At 64.8% G+C, this 20,823-nt stretch carries 14 protein-coding genes; 10 read left to right on the top strand and 4 right to left on the bottom strand.

The window, feature by feature from the left end:
• Window positions 1–92 precede the first annotated feature (92 nt).
• From nrdR to VAE54_RS12460, 4 genes are all read left to right on the top strand, one after another.
• The gene (nrdR, locus tag VAE54_RS12475; RefSeq protein WP_322802301.1) at window positions 93–584 is read left to right on the top strand and encodes a transcriptional regulator NrdR; all 492 of its coding nucleotides are present in this window, start codon (window positions 93–95) and stop codon (window positions 582–584) included.
• A 256-nt stretch (window positions 585–840) separates the two neighbouring features.
• Window positions 841–7,014 (top strand): LAGLIDADG family homing endonuclease, encoded by a 6,174-nt coding sequence (locus VAE54_RS12470; RefSeq protein WP_322802300.1) that lies wholly within the window; start codon window positions 841–843, stop codon window positions 7,012–7,014.
• A 214-nt stretch (window positions 7,015–7,228) separates the two neighbouring features.
• Window positions 7,229–8,275: an S-methyl-5-thioribose-1-phosphate isomerase gene (gene mtnA / locus VAE54_RS12465; RefSeq protein WP_322802299.1), complete on the top strand. Its 1,047-nt coding sequence runs from the start codon at window positions 7,229–7,231 to the stop codon at window positions 8,273–8,275.
• A 4-nt stretch (window positions 8,276–8,279) separates the two neighbouring features.
• On the top strand, window positions 8,280–9,890 hold the full coding sequence (locus VAE54_RS12460) for a threonine synthase (RefSeq protein ID WP_322802298.1): 1,611 nt from the start codon (window positions 8,280–8,282) through the stop codon (window positions 9,888–9,890).
• Window positions 9,891–10,222: 332 nt separating this feature from the next.
• Here the strand turns inward: VAE54_RS12460 and VAE54_RS12455 are convergent, their stop codons facing one another.
• Window positions 10,223–10,837, bottom strand: a complete 615-nt coding sequence (locus VAE54_RS12455) for a ComEA family DNA-binding protein (RefSeq protein WP_322802297.1) — start codon at window positions 10,835–10,837, stop codon at window positions 10,223–10,225.
• Between the two features lie 359 nt (window positions 10,838–11,196).
• A complete protein-coding gene (locus VAE54_RS12450) occupies window positions 11,197–11,424 on the bottom strand; it encodes an SWIM zinc finger family protein (RefSeq protein WP_322802296.1) in 228 nt (75 codons plus the stop codon).
• A gap of 417 nt (window positions 11,425–11,841) precedes the next feature.
• On the opposite strand from VAE54_RS12450, the gene VAE54_RS12445 reads away from it, so the two are divergent.
• Window positions 11,842–12,792, top strand: a complete 951-nt coding sequence (locus VAE54_RS12445; protein ID WP_322802295.1) for an ABC transporter substrate-binding protein — start codon at window positions 11,842–11,844, stop codon at window positions 12,790–12,792.
• Window positions 12,793–12,999: 207 nt separating this feature from the next.
• Here the strand turns inward: VAE54_RS12445 and mtnP are convergent, their stop codons facing one another.
• Window positions 13,000–13,890 (bottom strand): S-methyl-5'-thioadenosine phosphorylase, encoded by an 891-nt coding sequence (gene mtnP / locus VAE54_RS12440; RefSeq protein WP_322802294.1) that lies wholly within the window; start codon window positions 13,888–13,890, stop codon window positions 13,000–13,002.
• A 161-nt stretch (window positions 13,891–14,051) separates the two neighbouring features.
• Complete coding sequence (locus tag VAE54_RS12435; RefSeq protein WP_322802293.1) at window positions 14,052–15,029, bottom strand: YgfZ/GcvT domain-containing protein; 978 nt, start codon at window positions 15,027–15,029, stop codon at window positions 14,052–14,054.
• A gap of 284 nt (window positions 15,030–15,313) precedes the next feature.
• On the opposite strand from VAE54_RS12435, the gene VAE54_RS12430 reads away from it, so the two are divergent.
• From VAE54_RS12430 to VAE54_RS12410, 5 genes are all read left to right on the top strand, one after another.
• Window positions 15,314–16,699, top strand: coding sequence for a sialidase family protein (locus VAE54_RS12430; protein WP_322802292.1), 1,386 nt, complete (start codon window positions 15,314–15,316; stop codon window positions 16,697–16,699).
• A gap of 175 nt (window positions 16,700–16,874) precedes the next feature.
• Window positions 16,875–17,861, top strand: a complete 987-nt coding sequence (gene mvaD / locus VAE54_RS12425) for a diphosphomevalonate decarboxylase (protein WP_322802291.1) — start codon at window positions 16,875–16,877, stop codon at window positions 17,859–17,861.
• 106 nt (window positions 17,862–17,967) lie between these two features.
• Window positions 17,968–19,056: a M50 family metallopeptidase gene (locus VAE54_RS12420; protein ID WP_322802290.1), complete on the top strand. Its 1,089-nt coding sequence runs from the start codon at window positions 17,968–17,970 to the stop codon at window positions 19,054–19,056.
• 246 nt (window positions 19,057–19,302) lie between these two features.
• Window positions 19,303–19,776 (top strand): thioesterase family protein, encoded by a 474-nt coding sequence (locus VAE54_RS12415; protein WP_322802289.1) that lies wholly within the window; start codon window positions 19,303–19,305, stop codon window positions 19,774–19,776.
• A 54-nt stretch (window positions 19,777–19,830) separates the two neighbouring features.
• Window positions 19,831–20,805: an aldo/keto reductase gene (locus tag VAE54_RS12410; RefSeq protein WP_322802288.1), complete on the top strand. Its 975-nt coding sequence runs from the start codon at window positions 19,831–19,833 to the stop codon at window positions 20,803–20,805.
• Window positions 20,806–20,823: the final 18 nt, after the last annotated feature.

The raw sequence follows: 20,823 nt of genomic DNA, 5'->3' as shown, positions 1-20,823 counted from the left end.
CCCCCTGCCTCCATGCTACGATAAAGGCCCGCCTGGGTCCGAAGATCTGGCGGATCGACCCGTTTTCTACCCTATATATAGGGGTCTCGTCCGTGCGCTGTCCCTTTTGCGGGAGTGAGGACACGCGGGTGATCGACACCACGCCGGAGGCGGAGCGGCGGGCGGTGCGGCGGCGTCGGGAGTGCCCCCGGTGTCTGCGCCGGTTCACCACCATTGAGCGGCCGATCCACCTCGCGCCCATGGTGATCAAGCGGGATGGGCGACGGGAGCCCTTTGACCGGGAGAAGCTGTTGCGGGGGATCCAGATCGCCTGCGCCAAACGGCCCATCCCGGCGGAGGCCCTGGAGCGCCTGGTGGAGCGGATCGAAGCCCGCCTCCAGGCGATGGGGAAATCGGAGATCCCCAGCCGCCAGATCGGCGACATGGTCATCGCGGGGTTGAAGGAGCTGGATGAGATCGCCTATATCCGCTACGCCATCGTGTATCTCGGCTTGAGCGATCTGGAGAGCATCCGACAGGAGATCGATAACCTCCTGGAGGCCCGAGCCCGGGAAAGCGCCCCCTCGCCGGCCGGCCCGGCCTGAACTGCGCCCGACCTCGGGCCCTGTTCCCATCCCAGGAAACCGATCCGCGAACACCCTGCCGATGGCTCCATCGTGCCCACGGATTCGCCATATATAGGAATTAATGTCAAATAAACCGCCATATATGGCGGTTCCTCTGGTTATCCGAGGGGAGCGGAGATCCGGATGGTGTCCATGGGCTCCATGGGGTCAGCAGGCCGATGGAGCCCGGCGCGCATCGATTCCAAGCGATCCCTAAGGGAAGGAGGAAGCGGCCATGACGACGCGCTGGGAGATCCGGGTGGATGAAGCCGATACGGAGGCGGAGATCCCATTAACGGAGAACGGCCGCATCGTCCTGGAGCGGCGGTATCTGCGCAAGGGGCCGGACGGCCGGCCGGTGGAGACGATCCCCGAGATGTTCCGTCGGGTGGCCCGGGCCATCGCCGAGGCGGAGAAGGAGCTGGGCGGCGATCCGGCCCTGTGGGAGGAGCGGTTCTACCGAATGCTCACCGCCCTCCGCTTTCTCCCCAATTCCCCCACCTTCACCGGTGCCGGCACCCCTCTGGGGCAGCTGGCGGCATGTTTCACGCCGGAAATACGGGTGATAACAGAGCATGGACTCAAACGGATCGCCGACCTACGGCCCGGTGATCGCGTTCTGACTCATCGAGGCCGCTACCAGCCGGTCCTGCAGACGTCTCGACGATTTTATCGGGGGCCGTTGCGGATCATCAAAGTGCGACGAATCGGCCGGAGGATCGAAGTAACCCCGGAGCATCCTTTTCTGACTCCTCGGGGATGGGTGATGGCCGCAGATCTTCGTCCCGGAGATCGCGTTGCCATCGGCTTTCCGAAAGGCATTCTTTCTACGCCCTCCTTCGATTTAGCGGAGACCCTCTCTAGGGAAGATCTCGAAGTCCAGAGCACCCCTACCACGATTCGGGTTCGTCGACCGGCTGCTTATCAAAATTCCGGCCGCCAAGCTCGCTGGATCCCACGCCATATCCCACTCAGCTCCGAGGTTGCACGACTTTGTGGATACTACGTGGCCGAGGGAACACTGGGTCCAGATCTTGAATATGTTCGGTTCACTTTTTCCATCAAAGAAAAGGAATATCATGCTGATGTCTCGAATATATTGAGTAGTATTTTAGGGTTTACGCCTATTATGAATTCTTCAAGGGGAAACTGGGTTCACATTGATTTATATAATCGAGCTCTCGCTCAGTGGTTCTTTAATCAATTTGGTCGACATTCCTACAACAAACGCATCCCTATTTGGATGCAATACGCCAATTTTGATCTTCAAGAAGAGTTTCTAGCGGGTCTACTTCGAGGAGACGGATTTTACAGCGAGAAAGCGTATCTGATTAATGGGAGGAAATCCGCCAAATTATTCAGGGCATTCCGACTCACGTTAAGCAACCCGACGCTCATCTTTCAGACGTGGCAAATTTTGCTTCGATTGGGATATGAAGCATCTATTCGTGGCGTAGATACCACTTATGTGACTCCAAATGCCCGTGAGGCTGCTCAGATCATCATGTCTCCTCTCCGATCTCGACGATTAATTGAAAAGGCTTTCGGGATCCATCTCCCAGACGCCGGAGGGTCAAATAATGGGGTGTTACGGGACGAAGAACACGTTTACTTCGAAATAGAAAACATAGAAGAAATTTATTACGAAGGATATGTTTATAACTGTGAGGTAGAAGAAGATCACACTTACGTTGTAGAAGGTGTTGTAGTTCATAATTGTTTTGTCCTCCCCCTGGAGGACGACATGGGGAAGATCCCGGGGGGGATCTTTCAGACGCTGCGGGATGCGGCGCTGATCCAGCAGACGGGCGGCGGCAACGGGTTCTCGTTCTCCCGTCTGCGCCCCAAGAACGCCATCGTTTTCTCCTCGATGGGCCGGGCCACCGGCCCGGTGGGCTTTCTGCGGGTCTACGATCGCGCCTTCGGGGAGATCGCTCAGGGAGGATGTCTGACGCCGGACACCCTGGTGTTCACCGCGCATGGGCTGCTCCGGCTGGACGAGATCGTCGATCCGGAAAAGCCCGGATGGCAGCCGCAGCGCATCACCGTGCTGACCGATCAGGGCCCGCGGATTTCCCTTCACGGCTACAACCGCGGCCGATCCCAGGTGTTGCGCGTGGTGACGGAGGAAGGCCTGACGCTGACCGGCACGCCGGATCATAAGGTGAAGGTGCTGACGCGGGAAGGTTGGGTCTGGCGTCGGCTGGATGAGCTGCAGCCCGGCGATGCCATCCCGGTCATTCTGGGCCAGCATCATGGCCATCTCCAGCCCCTGAAGCCGGTCGAGAAGCGACACGGCAATCAGGTCATGCCCCGGCTGCCCCACGTTCTGGACGAGGAGTTCGCTTTCTTCCTGGGGTATCTCACGGGCGATGGCTTCGTGGCCCAGGAGGAGAACGATCATCGGATCGGGGTGGCCGTGGCCAATCATTCTTACCTGATCGAAGAGATGCCCCGACTGATGGAGCGCCTCTTCGAGGTTCAGGTCCATGTCCGGCGCAGGCCCGGGGATGGCTCCACGCTTTTCATCATCGATAACCGCGCGGTGAAGGAGTTCCTTTGCGTGAACGGTTTGGGGAAGGGCCGGAGCGTGGAGGCCAGCGTCCCCCGCCTGATCCGGCTCAGCCCTCCTTCGGTGGTGGCGGCTTACCTGCGGGGGCTTTTCGAAGCCGATGGGACCGTCGTCCATGGCTATCCGATGCTCTGCACCGCCTCGGAGCGCCTGGCCCGAGAAGTGGCAGTGCTGCTCATCGGCCTGGGGTGTCCGGTGAAAGTGCGTCCGGGTCATCCATCCGGGAACCGGTTCGGACGGTCCCGCCCCTGGTTCGTTCGCATTGTCTCCTCTGCCGGGCTGCGGGCATGGGCGGAGCGGATCGGCTGTGATCCCCGTTCCCGTTTCCGGGTTTGCCTGGAACGGATCCCGGATTCGAATCGTGAATCCGCCTATCCGCTTCCGGAGCCCGCTTACTGGCTCAGCCCGGTTCTGGAAGCGACCGCCCTTCCCCAGCGGGATCGACGAGGGCGAGGAACCGGTCGGAAGATCCGAAGCACGCGCCCGGCGCTGCGACGCGCCTTGCTGCGCTACGTCCGGGGGGAGCGTCGGCTCACCCTTACGGCTTATGAAGAGCTAACAGAGCGATATCCCGAATTCGCCCGACATGCTCCCCCGGTGGGCGATCGCTGGTTCGTCTATGTTCGATCCGTTGAGCCCGCCGGCGAGGCGCTGACACTGGATCTGGAGGTGTCGGACAATCACACCTATCTGGCCAATGGCATGGTGACCCACAACAGCCGCCGTGGTGCCAACATGGCGGTGCTCCGGGTGGATCATCCGGACATCGAGGAGTTCATCACCTGCAAGACGGACGAGAACGCTATCACCAACTTCAACATCTCGGTGGGCATCACCGACGCCTTCATGCGGGCGGTGGAGAACGACGAGGAGTGGGAGCTGCGCTTCCCGGATGTGCTGCATCCCGCCTATCGCAACTTCCGGGGGACCCTGGAGGACGCCGAGCGGGTGGGGATCCCCATCCGGGTCTACAAGCGGGTGCGGGCCCGGGACCTCTTCCGCAAGATCGCCACCCAGGCTCACCACAACGGCGAGCCCGGCGTCCTTTTCCTGGACACCGCGAATCGCTCCAACCCGGTGCCCCATCTGTATACGTTGGAGGCGACGAACCCATGTGTGACCGGGGATACGCTGGTGGCCACCCCCCAAGGCTGGCGTTATGCCGCGGAGATCCGGACGGGGGACGAGATCTGCACTGTTCTGGGGACTGGTCGGGTGGAGCGTATTGAAGTCTACAAAGAACGCCCTGTATATCGCGTTTTCCTGTCTGACGGAGGCGTGATCAAGGTCACCGCGGCCCATCAGTTCCACGTCCGGGATTCCCGGACAAAGTTTTATGAGCCCCGTCGGGTGGACCAGCTGAAACCAGGCGATTGGGTCCGGGTGTTCCCTGCCCGAATGCCGAATAACCCTGTCCCGGATAAACCGCCTCATCTCAGCGATCGGGAGTTCGGATTCCTGATTGGTGTGCTGGTCGGAGATGGGTGCTATACCGAGCACGCCCTCTCCCGCAATGTGGTCCGTTTCAGCACCCACGCCGACGAGGAAGAGTGGAACGCGGTGGTGCGGGAAGCCTTTCAGAAGCTGGGAGCCACCCATTTCGTGACCGATGTCAATCCAGGTTCCCGCTCCATGATGATGGATCCCAAGCCGGGTTCTGTCATTGCGGGCTGGGTGCGCACGCTCCTTCTGCCCCCCGCACGGAGCCCGGAGAAGCGACTGCCTCTGGCTTACATCAACAGCAACCGCGAGTTCCTGGAAGGGCTTTTGGACGGGTTGTTCAGCACAGATGGAAGTGTAGATCTTTCCTCCAACCATCCTCTCCTTCGATTCCATACCTCCAGCGAGGAGCTGGCCCGTCAAGTCCGGCTGATCCTGCTCATGTTCGGAGTCCACGCTCGCATCCATCGAACTGTTCGTAAGCGCCATGCTTTAAACGGTCGGGAGATCCGCCATGACCGACCGAAATATGACGTGGTGATCTCCGGAGCCAGCTTGGGACGGTTTATTGAACAAATCCGACTCAGCCATCCGGAGAAGAGGCGGCGGCTGGAAGAGGCAGCCCTACGCTGCAACTTCACGGGGGGGAACTGGGCTGCCCAGGTCGTGAAGATCGAGTTCGCCGGCTACGAAACGGTTTATGACCTCTATGAACCCCAGAGCGACACCTGGATCACGGAGGGCTACGTATCCCGGGGTTGCGGTGAACAGTGGTTGGGGCCTTACGAGAACTGCTGCCTGGGCTCGGTGAACCTGGCGCGCCATGTGAAATACGTGGACGGTCGGGCGGAGGTGGACTGGGAGAAGCTGCGGGAGACGGTGGAGTGGGCCACCCGCTTCCTGGACAACGTGGTCCAGGTGAACCAGTATGTGCCCGCTGTGCCCCAGCTGAAGGAAGCCGCCTACAGGACCCGGCGCATCGGCCTGGGCTTCATGGGGCTGGCGGATCTGATGTATCACCTGCGGATCCGCTATGGCTCCGAGGAGGGCCAGGAGTTCGCCGCCCAGATCGCGGAGTTCATCCGTTACCACGCCATGCGCACCAGCATCGAGCTGGCCAAAGAGCGGGGCCCCTTCCCGGCGATCCGGGGGAGCATCTATGACCCGGAGAACCTGAAATGGGAGCCCCCCAAGCCTCTGAAGCCCTACACCCGGGATTGGGGCCGACCGCCCCTGGACTGGAACGCCATCGTGGAGGGGATCCGCCGCTATGGCATCCGCAACGCCGCGCAGACCACGGTGGCCCCGACCGGCACGCTTTCCACTGTCGCCGGCTGCGAGGGCTACGGGTGCGAGCCGGTCTTCGCCCTGGCCTACATCCGCTACGTCCACGAGGCGGAGGGACGCCTGGAGCTGCGCTACGTCAGCCCCCTCTTTATGCGCGCCCTGAAGGAGGCCGGCCTCGATGAGGAGGCCCGCGCCCGGATCATCGAGGAGGTCCTGCGCAAGGGCACCTGCCAGCACATCCAGGAGCTCCCCGACTGGATCCGCCACACCTTCGTCGTCGCCCAGGACCTCACCCCTGAAGAACATGTGTGGATGCAGGCCAGCATCCAGGCGTTTATCGATAACAGTATTTCAAAGACGATTAATTTCCCGGAGAAAGCTACTATAGAAGATGTAGAAAAAGCATATATTCTAGCCTGGAAGCTGGGATGCAAGGGGCTGACGGTGTATGTGGCGGGGTCCCGACAGAAGGAGGTGCTGGAGACGCTGGAGACGAAGGAGAAAAAGGAAAAGAAACGGGAGGAGGGACCGATGGTTCCGACCCAGCCCACGCTGCCGCAACCGGTGGGCCCGACCGTGCGTCCGCGGCCGCAGAAACTCGCTGGCGTCACCTACCGGATCGCCACGCCGGTGGGGACAGCGTTCATCACCCTGAATGAGAACGGCGAGGGTCAGCCCTTCGAGGTGTTCCTGAATGTGGGGAAAGCGGGTTCGGACATCGCGGCAGTGGCGGAGGCGATCGGGCGGCTGATCTCCCTGCTGCTGCGGCTGCCCTCCCCGGTGCCGCCCGCCGAGCGGCTGCGCCAGGTGGTGGATCAGCTGCAGGGCATCGGCGGGGGGCGCGCCCTGGGCTTCGGGCCGGAGCGGGTTCGCAGTCTCCCCGACGGCATCGCCCGGGTGCTGGCGGAATACCTGGCGGAGCGCGGCCTGGAGGCCCATGCGATCCCGAGCCCTCCGCCAGCGCTCCCACTGCCGGAGCCTCGCCCGGAGCCCGCTGAGCGGGAGGCCCTCGGGCCGGTGGGGGACCTCTGCCCGCAATGCGGCGAGGCCACGCTGTTGGAGCAGGAAGGATGCCGGACCTGCTATAACTGCGGCTACAGCGAATGTTAAGCGGATCCCCCCTCCCTGGAAACGGGGAGGGGGGATTTCGTTTCCGATCCGAACCTACGGGGATCGGCGGGCCCTTGAGGTCGCAGAGCAGTCAGGAGGGGAGGGGGGTGATCGGGATCCTGTCCCCGCCAGGCGGTTTGAGGCTCCGGAATCCCCGCATGACCACCGGTTCGAGTAAAATCCCCATTGATCTTTCCGGCATGGAGGCCAGCGGATGCGCAGCGTGGAATGGCATGATGGCGTGCTTCGTCTGATCGACCAGCGACGCCTGCCCCATGAGCTGGTGATCCTGGAGTGTGACACCCCGCAGGCGGTCGCGGAGGCCATTCGCACCATGGCGGTCCGCGGGGCGCCGGCGATTGGGGCGGCGGCCGCCTTCGGGATGGCCCTGGCTGCTCTGCGCAGCCCGGCGTCCGATCGGATAGGCCTGTTGCGGGATCTGGAGGCAGCGGCGGCCCTGCTCAAAGCCTCCCGGCCCACAGCGGTGAACCTGTTCTGGGCGGTGGATCGCATGCTCCGCCGCGCGACGGATGAGGGCCTGGAGGATCCCCAGGCGCTGCGGGAGGCGCTGGTGGCGGAGGCGATCCGCATTGCGGAAGAGGATGTGGAGACCAACCGCCGGATGGGCCAGTTCGGGGCGGCTCTGATCCGGGACGGCGACACCATCCTGCACCACTGCAACACCGGCGCCCTGGCCACGGTGGATTACGGCACCGCCCTGGGGGTGATCCGCACGGCCCACGAACAGGGGAAGCGCATCCACGTGCTGGTCGATGAGACGCGGCCGCGTTTACAGGGCGCCCGTCTGACCGCGTGGGAGCTGCTCCAGCTGGGCATCCCCTTCACCGTGATCGCCGACGGCGCGGCCGGCTATTACATGCGCAAGGGGAAGGTGAACATCGTCCTGGTGGGCGCCGACCGCATCGCCGCCAACGGCGACGTGGCCAACAAGGTCGGCACCTACACCCTGGCGGTCCTGGCGAAGGAACACGGGGTTCCCTTCTATGTGGTGGCCCCCACCTCCACCATCGATCCCCACACGCCGAACGGAGACGCCATTCCTATCGAGGAGCGGGATGAGCGGGAGGTGCTGGAGATCGAGGGCGTCCCCATCGCGCCCCGAGGGGCGCGGGCGGCCAACCCCGCCTTCGATGTCACGCCCGCCCGCTACATCACCGGGATCGTCACAGAGAGGGGAATCCTTTATCCGCCCTTCGATCTTCACATTCGGCGGGCCCTGGGCCTTGAATCGGAGGGGTGACGGGATGTGGCTGCATTGCGCGGCCTGCAGTCATCGGTGGCCCTATCTCCGCTTCGAGATCCGCTGCCCGCGTTGCGGCGGCGAGTGGCTGGATGTCGTCTACGATCTGGAGGCCGTCCGCCGGCAGTGGGAGCGCGTGCTCCGCGACCGCCCCTTCACCATGTGGCGCTATCGGGAGCTTCTGCCCCTGCGCCAGGATCTCCACATCGTGACGATGGATGAGGGGGGAACGCCGCTTCTGCGGGCGGAGAACCTGGGGTTGATGCTGGGCCGTCCGCGCCTTTACATCAAGGACGAGCGCCAGAACCCCACGGGCTCTTTCAAGGACCGTCAGGCTTCCCTGGCCATCTCAGTGGCTCGGGAGGCCGGCCTGCAGGAGATGGTGGTGGCCTCCACCGGGAACGTGGCCATCTCCTATGCCGCCTACTGCGCCCGGGCCGGGATTCAGCTATGGGCCTTCTTGGTGAGCTCCGCGCCCGCGGACAAGATGCGGGAGGTCGCCCTGTATGGGGCGGAAGTCATCAAGGTGACCGGGACTTACGATCAGACCAAGCAGGTGGCGGCCCGGTTCGCCGAGCGGCGCGGGCTGTTCCTGGATCGGGGGATCCGGAGCCTGGCGGCACGGGAGAGTATGAAGACCCTCGCCTTCGAGATCGCGGAACAGCTCGGCTGGCGGGCGCCGGACTGGTATATCCAGGCGGTGAGCGGGGGGATGGGTCCCATTGGGGTGTGGAAAGGATTCCGGGAGCTCCAGGCCATGGGCCTGGTGGACCGGGTTCCACGCATCGGCGTTATCCAGGCGGAGGGCTGCGCGCCCATCGTGGAATCCTTCCGCGAGGGCCGGGAGCAGGCTCGGGTCGTCCATACGCCCCGCACCCGGATCGCCACGCTGGCGACCGGGGATCCGGGCCCGGCCTACCCGGTGCTGCGCCGCATCGTCCTGGAGACCGGGGGCTCTATGGAGACGGTGAGCGATGAGGAAACCTATCGGGCGATGCATCTGCTGGCCAAGATGGAAGGCCTCTCCATGGAGCCGGCGGCGGCCGCCGCCTTCGCCGGCGCCTTCAAGCTGATCGCCTCCGGGCGCATCCGGCCGGAGGAGACCGTGGTCATCAACGCGTCGGGGCATACCTTCCCGGTGGAGAAGTTCGCCCTGGGGGAGGGTTGGGTCCACACCCTGGAAGCCCCCGCTGCGCCTTCCGAGGGGTTCCTCACCGCATTAGACCAGCTGGATCCGCGCAGCCGGCGGGTGCTGATCGTGGACGACGACCCGGATGCGGTGCGGCTGATCCGGCGGATTCTGCAATCGCGAGGGGTTTTCTATGTGGAAGCCGCCCATCGGGGCGACGAGGCTCTGGCGCGGATCCGGGCGCAGCCGCCGGATGTGATCCTCCTGGATCTGATGATGCCCGGGATGGATGGCTTTGCTCTCCTGGAGGCGTTGAAAGCGGATGAGCAGCTGCGCCGCATTCCGGTCCTGGTGATCACCGCCCGGAGCCTGGCGCCGGAGGAACAGGCCCGTCTGCGCGAGCAGGCCTACGCGGTGCTGGAGAAGGGAACCTTCACCGATGAGCACCTGCTCGAGGACATGCTGGCCGCCCTCCATGCTTCGTAGCCGGGATCCCCGGTGTCGGTTCCACCCACTGGGGACTGGCCTGACCCCTCCTCCACCCCGAACCCCTCCCCCTCCCCGATTCGGGGAGGGGAAGGGGGAGAGGTCCCCAGGCGGAACGGCGAAGCGCCGGTCTACGAGCCGCGGGTCGGGGAAGCAGGAAGGGGCCGGTCGTCGGTTTCACCCCACGGGATGAAATCGATGACGAGGTGTCACGGAACGATCGACTCGTTGAGGGAGGAGTCGCATTCGCATCCCCTGTTGAGTCCCCTGTGCTGGCTAACAATCGGCTGTGAGCACAGGGGCGACTTCTTCGGACGGGAGAATAACCGCCCTCATGGTTCCGGATCGATGGTCACCCAGGGGCGAATGCGCTCCAGGGTAGCGGGGCCGATGCCCGGGATGGCCAGGAGATCCTCCAGGCGCCGGAAAGGGCCGTGCTTGAGCCGGTGATCGACGATGGCCTGCGCGGTCCGGGGCCCGATGCCGGGGAGCTGCTCCAGCGCTTCCACGGAAGCCGTGTTCAGGTTCAGGCGGGCGGAGGGGGTGGGCGTGGCCGATGGCGGCTCCCCGCGCCGGGGCACATGCAGGTGCATCCCATCCGCAACCGGCGCGGCCAGATTGAGGGCCTCCAGATCCGCATCGGCCTGAGCGCCCCCCGCCTGCTCCAGCAGGGTCCAGATTCGAACTCCCTGGGGGACGGTGTAGACGCCGGGCGCTCGCACGGCGCCGGTCAGGTAGACCTGGATCCACTTCGGGGTGGGGGTAAGGGTCGGTGCCGGGGTCGGGGGCGGAACGATCTGGATCGGCGCGGGAGCCGGGCGCCGGAGCAACCAGGCGCTGGCCAGGAAACTGGCCAGCGTGGCCGCCAGCACGATCGTTTCTCGCAGGGTTGACCAGAAATCGCCTCCTCTGGAGGCAGACGCCGGAGCTCGATCGCGGACGCTCATGGCGCTTCCTGGGTCGAGCGGGATAGGGATCTGCCCGCGGGATCATTCGGCTTGATCTTCCAAAATCGATGGCGCCGAACGGACAGCGCGGGGCCCGATCAGGGAAAGCCGGGCATGATGGCTCATGGTTTATGATAGCGGGTTGGGTGAGGAGGCCTGCTCCATCGCGGGGGATCTGGGGCAGCCAGCTTGCCTTTCCGTGTCTCCAGGCCCTCAGGATGAGGGGGCGGGCGTTACAGCCGCCCGCCCCGCCGACCCAGTCCGGGGGCGATCGGAAAGCGCAGCGATCCTTCCCGGAAGATCCATCGACAGATGCTTCCCACACCGCCGGACTGCGGGACCTGGAGGGGATCGCCGGCTTATAACATCCCCTCCAGGATCCGCTCCAGCGCCATCGTGTGAGCGCAGGTCCCGCGGTGCTGGAAGAACTCACAGTCGCACGTCCAGTTCCCCTCGTGGTAGCGAACGTGGTGGGTGTTGTTCTCGCCGCGCACCGTGACAGCGAAGGAGATGAAGTGGAATCGATCCCGCTCCTCGGCGTAGCGCCGGGCCTTCTCGATCTTGCCGATCAGCGCCGAGTCCACCATAGGGAGCCTCCTCCTGAGGGTGGAATTCCGAGCGGCGTAACCCCTTACAGAAAAGCAAAACGGCACGACAGCCCATCGGCCGCGTGCCGTTTTGCGGATGGCCTTCGCTGGCGGATCTCTACACGCAAGGGAAGCCTCCCCCATCTGCGTGTTCTGCCTCCAGTATAGGCGAGTTCGGGAGAGTTGTCAAAGCGGCCAGGTGTGGGCCGGGCGCTCCGAAGGCTCTGGGGCCAGCCCGCCTCCGCACAGACTCCGCCGGAAAAGCCTCCCGATGGCTCTCCCACTCCAGGCACCAGGGGCCATTGGCGGGGAAAGCGGAATGTTCGGCCTCCTCTTCTCCGCCTTTTGAGAAATTCTTCACGAGACGGGGGGTTTCGAGATAAACTATAGATCACATCCTGGCATTGGAGGCGATCCATGAAGCAGCGGATAGGGATCGGGCTGGCTCTGATGGTCGGGCTGATCCTGGGGGCGATCGGGTGCCGGCCTTCATCGAGCGCAGGTCCGATGCGGGTCCGCTTCGGGGCCCTGCCGATCCTGGATGTCCTGCCGGTCTATGTGGCCCAGACCGAGGGCTACTTCGCCCGGGCCGGTCTGGAAGTGGAAGTCGTGCCCGCGGCCTCTGCGGCCGAGCGGGATCAATTGATGCAGGCCGGGCGCATCGACGCCATGGTCAACGATACGGTTTCGGCGCTCTTCTATAACAAGGAAAAACCCCAGATCTACGTGGTCCGCATCGCCCGCCAGGCGTATCCGCAGGCGCCCCAGTATTTCATTCTGGCGAACCCGAGCGCCAGGATCGGAAGCCCCCAGGATCTGAAGGGGGTGGAGATCGCCATCTCCCAGGGGACGGTCATTGAGTATATGACGGACCGGATCCTGGAGCGGGCGGGGTTGAAGCCGGGGGATTACCAAACGGTGAACATCCCGCGCATCCCGGATCGGCTACAGGCGCTGGTGGAAGGCCGGGTGAAGGCGGCCACCCTTCCGGATCCCTTCGCGACCCTGGCGATTCAGCAGGGGGCGAAGGTGATCGCGGACGATCGGGAGGTCCAGTCGATCTCCCTGAGCGTGCTCAGCTTCCGGGCGGAGGTGGTGGAGAAGAACCCGGAGGCAGTGCGGCGCTTCCTGCAGGCATGGGATCAGGCGGTGGCGGCCATCAACGCGAACCCGGACAAATATGCCGGCCTTCTCTCCGAGAAGAAGCTGGTGCCCCAGCCCCTGGTGGGAACCTATCGGTTACCCCCGTATCCGGAGCGTGCGCTCCCCACCCGAGAGCAATTCGCGGATGTGATCGCCTGGGCCCGGGGGAAAGGGCTGATTTCGGGCGACATCCCCTACGAGCGGCTGGTGCGGGAAATCCGTTAATATGACAGCCGCACCTGGCCTTCAAGGGGGGCCATCACACACCTGGAGGAGAGCAGGGCAACGGCTTGCCGTTGCCCTACAACGATCTGCGGGTGTCGTATTACGAAACGTCTGCGGGCCGGGCGACCGATCGCCCGGCCCGCGATGCATGGGGGGATCGATGGATTGGATGATCCCCGGATTTCGCACAGGAAGCTGGCCGAGGGGTTAGCTGGCCGGGCGGGGCTGCTGGAGGTATTTCCCCAGGATCGGTTCCAGATCGCGCCGGAGGGATTCAGGGATCAGGGAGAGATCGGTGGCAAAGGCGTGCTGCAGGGCGTTGCCGCAGGCGCACGGTCGCTCATCCGGCAGGATGCGGGCCAGGACCCGGATGGCCTCTTTGGCCAGGGCCACGTTGGCGGCCAGGCGCTGGATCACCATCTCCGCGGTCACCGGTTCCTCGCTTTCATGCCAGACATCGTAATCGGTCACATGCGCCATCGCCGCATAGCAGATTTCCGCCTCGCGGGCCAGCTGAGCCTCCGGCACCGCCGTCATGCCGATGATATCCGCCCCCCACTGCCGCCATACCCGGCTCTCGGCCTTCGTGGAGAAACGCGGCCCTTCGATCGTGATGAAGGTCCCCCCTTTGTGTACCGTGCCTCCCACCGCTTTCACTGCCTGGTAAACGTATTCGCTCAGGTGAGGACAGAAGGGATCCGCCATCGAGATGTGCACCACCAGGCCGTTGCCGAAGAACGTGTAAGCGCGCTTCCCCTTCGTCGCATCGATCAGCTGGTCCGGGACCACCACGTGGCCGGGGGCGAACTCCTCCCGGAGGCTCCCGCAGGCGCTCACGGCGACGATCCGTTCGACCCCCAGCACCTTGAGCGCATAGATGTTCGCGCGGCTGTTGATCTCGCTGGGGGCGATCCGGTGGCCGCGCCCGTGGCGGGGGAGGAAGGCGACCCGCCGTCCCTCCAGCGTCCCGATGATGATGGCATCGCTGGGATCCCCGAAGGGCGTGGGGATCCGCACCTCCTCCACATCTTGCAGGGCTTCCATCTGATAGAGACCGCTTCCCCCGATGATGGCCAGCTTCACGGGCTCTCGCGACATGGGAGAGATCCCCTCCCGCAGGATGCTCTTCAACAAGATAATGGTAATTCAAATCGCTGGGATCGGGTAGCCTCTGCCCGCCGGATCCCAGCCCGAATGGTCCAGCCGGGTTTCTATCCGAACAGGTGGCCTGGGATTTGAACGCCGGGTTCAGGCCTGACTCACTCCGGAGCGCCCGGCATGGGATTCCAGGAAAAGGGCAATGTGGCCAGCCGGGCCGGGATGGCTCGTTCGCCGGATCGAACGGAAAGGGGACGACCGGGCTCGGCGTATTCCCGCAACACATATCCGAGACCGATGGGGCCCCACCGGGGGGAACGGACCGAACTGGTCAGCCACCCGACCTCCTGCCCCTCCACTTCCAGGCGGGCGCCTTCGGCCGGGATCTCCTCCTCCAGATGCAGGCCCATCAAGCGGCGGCGGACTTTCTCATAGTGTTCCAGGCGGGCGATGACTTCCTGCCCGATATAGCAGCCCTTCTGAAAGGAAATCGCGAACCGAAGGCCGGCTTCCAGCGGATTCACCCTTTCCGTCAGCTCCCGACCCCAGGCGGGGATTCCCTGTTCGATCCGCCAGATCTCCCATGTGGCCTTCCCCATGGCCGGCACGCCCTGCGCCTCCAGATGCTCCTGCAGCGCCCGGAGGGGATCGGGGGGGCCGATGATCCAGATGACCGGCGGGAAATCGGTCCTCGCCGCGAGGACTTCCATCGCCTCCACCCGGATTCGCTGGCTCCCATAAGAGGAGCCGGGCGACCACCCCAGACGCTCGACCGCCCGGGGCCCGATCAGCCCCATGACCTCCCAGCGGTCAGCGCCGTCTTCGATCCGAACCCGATCCCGGAAGAAGATATACCGTCGAAGCCACGAGCGCAGCGTCGGGCCTGCCCCGGGGGATGTCAGGAGCAGGATCTCTTCCTCCAGCGCCCAGGCATGGGCCCAGTCGACGATCCGCCCGGTGGGGGTGGTGAAGACCGTGGGGAGGACCATGCCGGGTTGCATCCCGCGGAAGTCGTTCGTGGACATCCGCTGCAGGAAGGCCAGCCGATCCTCCCCGCGCACCAGGAGCCGCCCCCATTGCGCATCTTTCCAGATCGCGGCATCCTGCCATGCCGCGATCCATTCCCGTTCGATGGCCACCGGTGTATGACCTCCTCCTGTTGCCAGCCATGGGAAGGGGAAATGCCTGTCAGGGGTTGCCCGTTCTGGCCCCTCTGGTCCATGATCATAGCAAACCCGTGGGGCGAATTCAACGAAGAGAAGAGCGGAATCCACGCTCTTCCTGGCATTCCAGCCGGATCCTCTTCTCGGAAGTTTGGGGGGTGGGCGAATCGCCGAAGGCAACCTGTTCGGTTCCCTGCATTCTTCTCTTTCCTGTCTCCTGGATGGGGTCTGAACGACGCAGGTCCGATATGGAGCTGACGATGCGGGCGTTTTCCCGAGGGCTATCCCTCATCGGGCTGCTTCTGCCGGGACTGACGGTCTCCCTGGCGCTGGCCCGGATGGAGGCGGAATGGCTCCCTCCACCGCTCTGGGGTCCGAATGAGGTCGCGAACAGCGATCGCAGCGGCTTCGCCCAGCAGGAGCCCAGCCTGGCCATCCATCCTCAGGATCCATGGAATCTGGTGGTGGCCGCCAAGGATTTCCGGCGCACCCAGGATATCACCCGCGAGGTCTGGATCTATGTCTCTTTCGATGGCGGGCGCTCCTGGCCGATCCAGCTCCCCTTCCCCGGGCTCCCCCCTGCGATCACCCGGCAGAGCGATCCCGTGGCCCTGGCGGCCGAAAACGGGCGCTTCTACGTTCTGGTCCTGGGGGCAGGGACCCCCGCTTACCGCCATCACGGGCTCTTTCTGACATGGTCGGATGACGGGGGGCGCACGTGGCGGGACGCGGTGACGGTGATCTCGGAGCCATCGACCGTCCTCGATGATAAGCCATGGCTAGCCCGTGATAACCGGCCCGGCAGCCCGTTCTACGGGCGCCTCTATGTGGCCTGGCGCCCGATGCACGCCGATGTGCTGTGGATGGTCCACTCCGGAGACGGGGGGCTTTCCTGGTCGCCCCCAGTGACCGCGGCGGAAGGGGAAGGCGTTCAGGGAGCTATGCCGGTGATCGGGGCGGACGGCGCGGTCCATCTGTTCTATGTGGAGCCGATGTCCCCGACCACGCCGGGGGAGATCCGCGTGGTGACTTCGTTCGATGGTGGGCGTTCCTTCTCTGCCCCCCGGACGGTGGCCCACGTCCTCCAGCCTCCCAGCCCGGTGCGTCCCTACGACCGGTGGCGGCTTTACACGCTCCCCAGCGCGGCGGCGGATCCTTCCGATGCGAACCGGCTCTATGTCACGTGGACCGAGCTCTCCACCCGGGGAGATCTGGGAACGGAGGTGGTCTTCGCCCGTAGTGAGGATGGCGGTCGAACGTGGAGCGTATCCGTTCCGTTCGCCGCTCCCGGAGATGCGGCCCATCCCATCGTGCGAACGGATTCCCGTGGATGGGTGCATCTGTTCTGGCTGGACCGCCGGCGGGATCCGGGAAACCGTCTGTTCGATGCCTTTTATGCGTATTCGCCGGATGGCGGCCGGACGTGGAGCCTGCCGTTCCGGGTCAGCAGCCGCTCCTTTGATCTCAACGTGGGGGTGCCTCCGATCAGCCCGGCCCCCGGGGATTACTGGGGCCTGGATGTGGCCCGCGATCGGGTGTGCGCGGCCTGGAGCGATACCCGATTCGGGGATGAAGATATCATGGTCGCGTGTGGGATCCTTCCCGCTTCCGCGCGCCTGTTGCTTCCGCGGGTTCCGCTCTGGTGAGCCCATGGCCGGGTAGGCGTCGGGGATTGGCCCGGGGAATGGGAAGCGATGCCGCCTTCGAAATGATGTTAAACTGGATCTGTCCACCGGATGGGATCTGGAATCCGATGGGGGCGGTGGGCCCGAGGGGGATGGCCCCGCGGGGGAGAACCGTGCTTCGATCCGGAAGGGAAGGATGGAAGCAGCTCGACGGGCGACAGCGCAGGCCCATCCGAACATCGCCTTTATCAAATACTGGGGGAATCGGGACGACCGGCTTCGCCTTCCGGCGAACCCTTCCCTCTCGATGAATCTGGGGGCGCTGCGCACTGTGACTACGGTGACGTTCCTGGAGGAGGAAGGGCCGGATGTCCTGATTTTGAATGGGATCCGGGTGGAGGGCCCGGCCCGGGATCGGGTGGAGGCGTTCCTGAATCATGTGCGGGGGATGGCCGGGCTTCGGGGGCAAGCCGTGGTGGAGTCGAGCACGGACATCCCGGCCGGGGTAGGGCTGGCTTCCTCGGCGGCCGCGTTTGCGGCGCTGGCGGTGGCCGCCGCCGCGGCGCTGGGACTGGATCTTTCGGAGCGCGAGCTCTCCATCCTGGCCCGTCTCGGCTCCGGGTCGGCTTGTCGGTCCGTGCCCCCTGGCTTTGTGGAGTGGGTGGCGGGGGATCGCCACGAGGATTCGTATGCCTACAGCATTGCCCCGCCCGAGCACTGGGCGTTGTGGGATGTGATCGCCATCGTCAGCGAGCAGCATAAGGCGGTCAGCTCCAGCGAGGGCCATCGCCGGGCGGCCACCAGCCCGCTCCACGCCCTGCGGGTGGCGACGGCCTCTGAACGGGTTGCTCGCTGTCGGGAGGCGATCCAGCAACGGGACTTCGAATCCCTGGTGGAGATCGTAGAGACGGATGCGATCTGGATGCACGCCGTGATGATGACCTCGCGGCCTCCGCTGTTCTACTGGGAGCCCGCCACCATCACGGTCCTGCAGGCGGTCCGTCGCTGGCGGGAGGAAGGGTTGCCTGTGGCCTTCACACTGGACGCCGGACCCAATGTGCATGTGCTCTGTCCGGGGGAAGTCGCCCCCGAGGTGGCCCAGCGGCTGGAGCGAGTGCCCGGGGTGCGACGGGTGCTGACCAGCGGGCCAGGGGGTGGAGCCTCTCGTATCCCGGGCTCATAGGGATCCGGAGGGGTGTTGCTGGCCTCCCGAGGAAAAGGGGCCATTTCGCTTCCCGCCCTCAGGCGCCGGTGTCAGAAATCCGGAGAAATTCCACCGCGGAGGAACCATGAGCGAGCCAATGATCGGAGTGCCCTGGGGAATCCTGGGGTTCCTGCTGGTTTTGGGTCCTTTGATTTTTTTCCATGAACTGGGACATCTGTTGACCGCGAAGTTGGGTGGGGTTGCGGTCGAGGAGTTCGGTTTCGGTTTCCCCCCGCGCCTGGTGACCCTGGGCCGCTGGGGAGAGACGGTTCTGTCCCTCAACGCGATCCCCTTTGGGGGCTTTGTGCGGCTGCGCGGGGAAGAAGATCCGGAGGTTCCGGACGGGTTCGCCGCCCGGCCGTGGCCGTGGCGGCTGCTGATCCTGGCGGCGGGCCCGTTGATGAACATGCTGGTCGCCTGGGGGGTGCTGATCCTGATCTTCCTGCTCGGGGTTCCCGCTCCCCGGGTGCAGATCCAGGGTGTCGCTTCGGATTCGCCCGCGGCCCGGGCCGGGCTTCGATCGGGCGATCTCCTCATCGCTATGGATGGGATTCCGGTCTCCACGACCGAGGAGGTGCGAAGGCTGGCCCAGGAGCGCCGCGGACAAACCGTGATCCTGCGGATCCGTCGCGACGGGGTGGAGCGGGAGGTTTCCGTGTATGTGCGGCCGGATCCGCCTCCCAATCAGGGCGCGATGGGGGTCATCATCGCCACCGTCCCGGATTACCAGCGGATTCAGCGCTTCGGCGTTCCCGGGGCGATCGTCCGGGGCACGGCGATGTTCGCCACGCTGACCGGGCAGCTCTTCAGCCTACCAGCCCGCATCGTGCTGGGACTCGTTCCCCCAAGCGTGCTTCAGCCAGCGGGCCCGATTCGAATTGGGGCGGAGGCTGGCGAGGCGCTTCAAGCCAGCGTGGAGGTGGGCTCGCCGAATGTGTTCCTGACCTTCACAGCGCTGATCAGCCTGGCCCTCGCGTTCACCAATCTCCTGCCGATCCCCGCCCTGGATGGCGGACGGATCCTGTTCGTTCTGGTGGAAGCCGTTCGGGGCCGGCGGGTGGATCCGCAGCGGGAGCGGATTGTCCATCTGATCGGCTTCTTCCTCCTGATCACGCTTCTGGTTTTCCTCACCGTGCGAGAGGCCGGCGAGCTCTTGCGGCCAGCCGGCTCGTAAGCGGCCGCCCTTCCCTCGCCCACGGGCAGTGGGGGCCGCCGAACTCCGTCCAGATGGCCAGGGCGGCTGTCGTTCCAGGCATCCCGTCGACCTAACCCCCCGGCCCCCTTCCCTCGTAGGGAAGGGGGAGCCTAAATCTCCCCTCCCCGAAGCGGGGAGGGGAAATCGGGCTGTCGCCCACCTGTGGATGATCATACCAGGGGAAGACCCGCGGAACCCTTTTCATGAGGAAGGCGGAATCTGCTCATGCCGGGAACATCCGGGAATCGACCGGTTGTGGCGACGACGTTTTACGTGCGCTATGCCGAAACCGACCAGATGGGCATCGTGCATCACAGCGCCTATCTGGTCTGGTTTGAGGAAGGGCGAAGCCAGTATATGCGCGCCTGCGGGGCCGACTATGCGGATATCGAGCGCAGCGGGGCCCTGTTCGCGGTGACGGAAGCGCACGCCCGTTATGAGGCCCCTGCCCGCTACGGCGAGCGCGTCACAGTGCGCACATGGGTGGAGGAGGTCCGCAGCCGCGCCATCACCTTTGGCTACGCCGTTTACAACGCCGATACCGGGGAGCGCCTGGCCACGGGCTGGACCCGGCATGTCTGTCTCGATCGCAACGGCCGGGTCACGGTGATCCCGGAGATCTGGCGATCCATGCTGGCCCGGGGTCCTCAATCCGCCTCCTTTGGAGATCAGCGCGTTCAGGTGGAGGAAGTAGGGTGAGGGCGGACGGGGCGCTGCGAGCGCCGTGACAATCCGTTCTCTGGAGGACGCGCCATGGAATATCGCACCCTCGGACGAACGGGTCTGAAGGTCTCCGTTCTCTGCCTGGGAACCATGACCTTCGGCTGGACGGCGGATGAGCCCACGGCGCATCGGATCCTCTCCGCCGCCGTGGACGCGGGCGTCAATTTCATCGATACGGCTGACATCTATCCTTACTGGGCTCCAGGGGCATGGGCCGGGCGCACCGAAGAGATCATCGGCCGCTGGCTGAAGGGGCGGCGGCGTGAGGCCCTGGTCATCGCCACGAAGGTGCGCGGGCCGATGGGCCCGGGCCCCAACGACCAGGGGCTCTCCCGAAAGCACATCATGGAAGCGGTGGAAGGGAGCCTCCGCCGCCTGGGGACCGATTACATCGATCTCTATCAGGTCCACTGGCCCGATGAGGAGACGCCCCTGGAGGAGACCCTTCGGGCACTGGATGATCTGGTGCGGCAGGGGAAGGTGCGCTACATCGGGGCCTCGAACTTCCCGGCGTGGCTGCTCTGCAAGGCGCTGTGGATCAGTGATCGGAACGGATGGGCGCGCTTCGATAGCCTGCAGCCGCATTATAACCTGCTCCACCGGGCGGAGTTCGAGCGGGAGCTGATGCCTTTATGTCGGGATCAGGGCCTGGGCGTGATCCCCTACAGCCCGCTGGCGGGCGGTTTCCTCACCGGGAAATACCGGCGAGATGCTCCGCCCCCTTCCGGCAGCCGGGGGGCGGTCAGCGAATGGCTCTCGCGTTACCTCCGGAGCGAGCGGGCGTGGCGGACCCTGGAGGAGGTGGAGCGGATCGCCCGTGAGCTCGGCAAAACGCCTTCTCAGGTCGCCCTGGCCTGGGTGCGGAGCAACCCGGTGGTGACCAGCCCGATCATCGGGGCCAGCACCGTCGAGCAGTTGCAGGAGCTCCTCGGCGCGGTAGGCTGGTCCCTTCCAGAGGAGACGAAGCAGCGCCTGGATGCTCTCACCGCATGGGAAGGGGAGTAGGGGAACTGCAAGCAGTTC

It is taken from the genome of Thermoflexus sp., assembly GCF_034432235.1.
Classification (GTDB): Bacteria; Chloroflexota; Anaerolineae; order Thermoflexales; family Thermoflexaceae; genus Thermoflexus.
The sequence above is the reverse complement of the archived record's forward strand: the minus strand, read 5'-3'. Positions and strand labels throughout refer to the sequence as shown.

Coding starts and splice junctions, on each gene's coding strand:
- VAE54_RS12470 (WP_322802300.1), top strand. CDS start 841: ATGACGACGCGCTGGGAGATCCGGGTGGATGAAGCCGATACGGAGGCG.
- mtnA (WP_322802299.1), top strand. CDS start 7,229: ATGCGCAGCGTGGAATGGCATGATGGCGTGCTTCGTCTGATCGACCAG.
- VAE54_RS12460 (WP_322802298.1), top strand. CDS start 8,280: ATGTGGCTGCATTGCGCGGCCTGCAGTCATCGGTGGCCCTATCTCCGC.
- VAE54_RS12455 (WP_322802297.1), bottom strand. CDS start 10,837: ATGAGCGTCCGCGATCGAGCTCCGGCGTCTGCCTCCAGAGGAGGCGAT.
- VAE54_RS12450 (WP_322802296.1), bottom strand. CDS start 11,424: ATGGTGGACTCGGCGCTGATCGGCAAGATCGAGAAGGCCCGGCGCTAC.
- VAE54_RS12445 (WP_322802295.1), top strand. CDS start 11,842: ATGAAGCAGCGGATAGGGATCGGGCTGGCTCTGATGGTCGGGCTGATC.
- mtnP (WP_322802294.1), bottom strand. CDS start 13,890: ATGTCGCGAGAGCCCGTGAAGCTGGCCATCATCGGGGGAAGCGGTCTC.
- VAE54_RS12430 (WP_322802292.1), top strand. CDS start 15,314: ATGCGGGCGTTTTCCCGAGGGCTATCCCTCATCGGGCTGCTTCTGCCG.
- mvaD (WP_322802291.1), top strand. CDS start 16,875: ATGGAAGCAGCTCGACGGGCGACAGCGCAGGCCCATCCGAACATCGCC.
- VAE54_RS12420 (WP_322802290.1), top strand. CDS start 17,968: ATGAGCGAGCCAATGATCGGAGTGCCCTGGGGAATCCTGGGGTTCCTG.
- VAE54_RS12415 (WP_322802289.1), top strand. CDS start 19,303: ATGCCGGGAACATCCGGGAATCGACCGGTTGTGGCGACGACGTTTTAC.
- VAE54_RS12410 (WP_322802288.1), top strand. CDS start 19,831: ATGGAATATCGCACCCTCGGACGAACGGGTCTGAAGGTCTCCGTTCTC.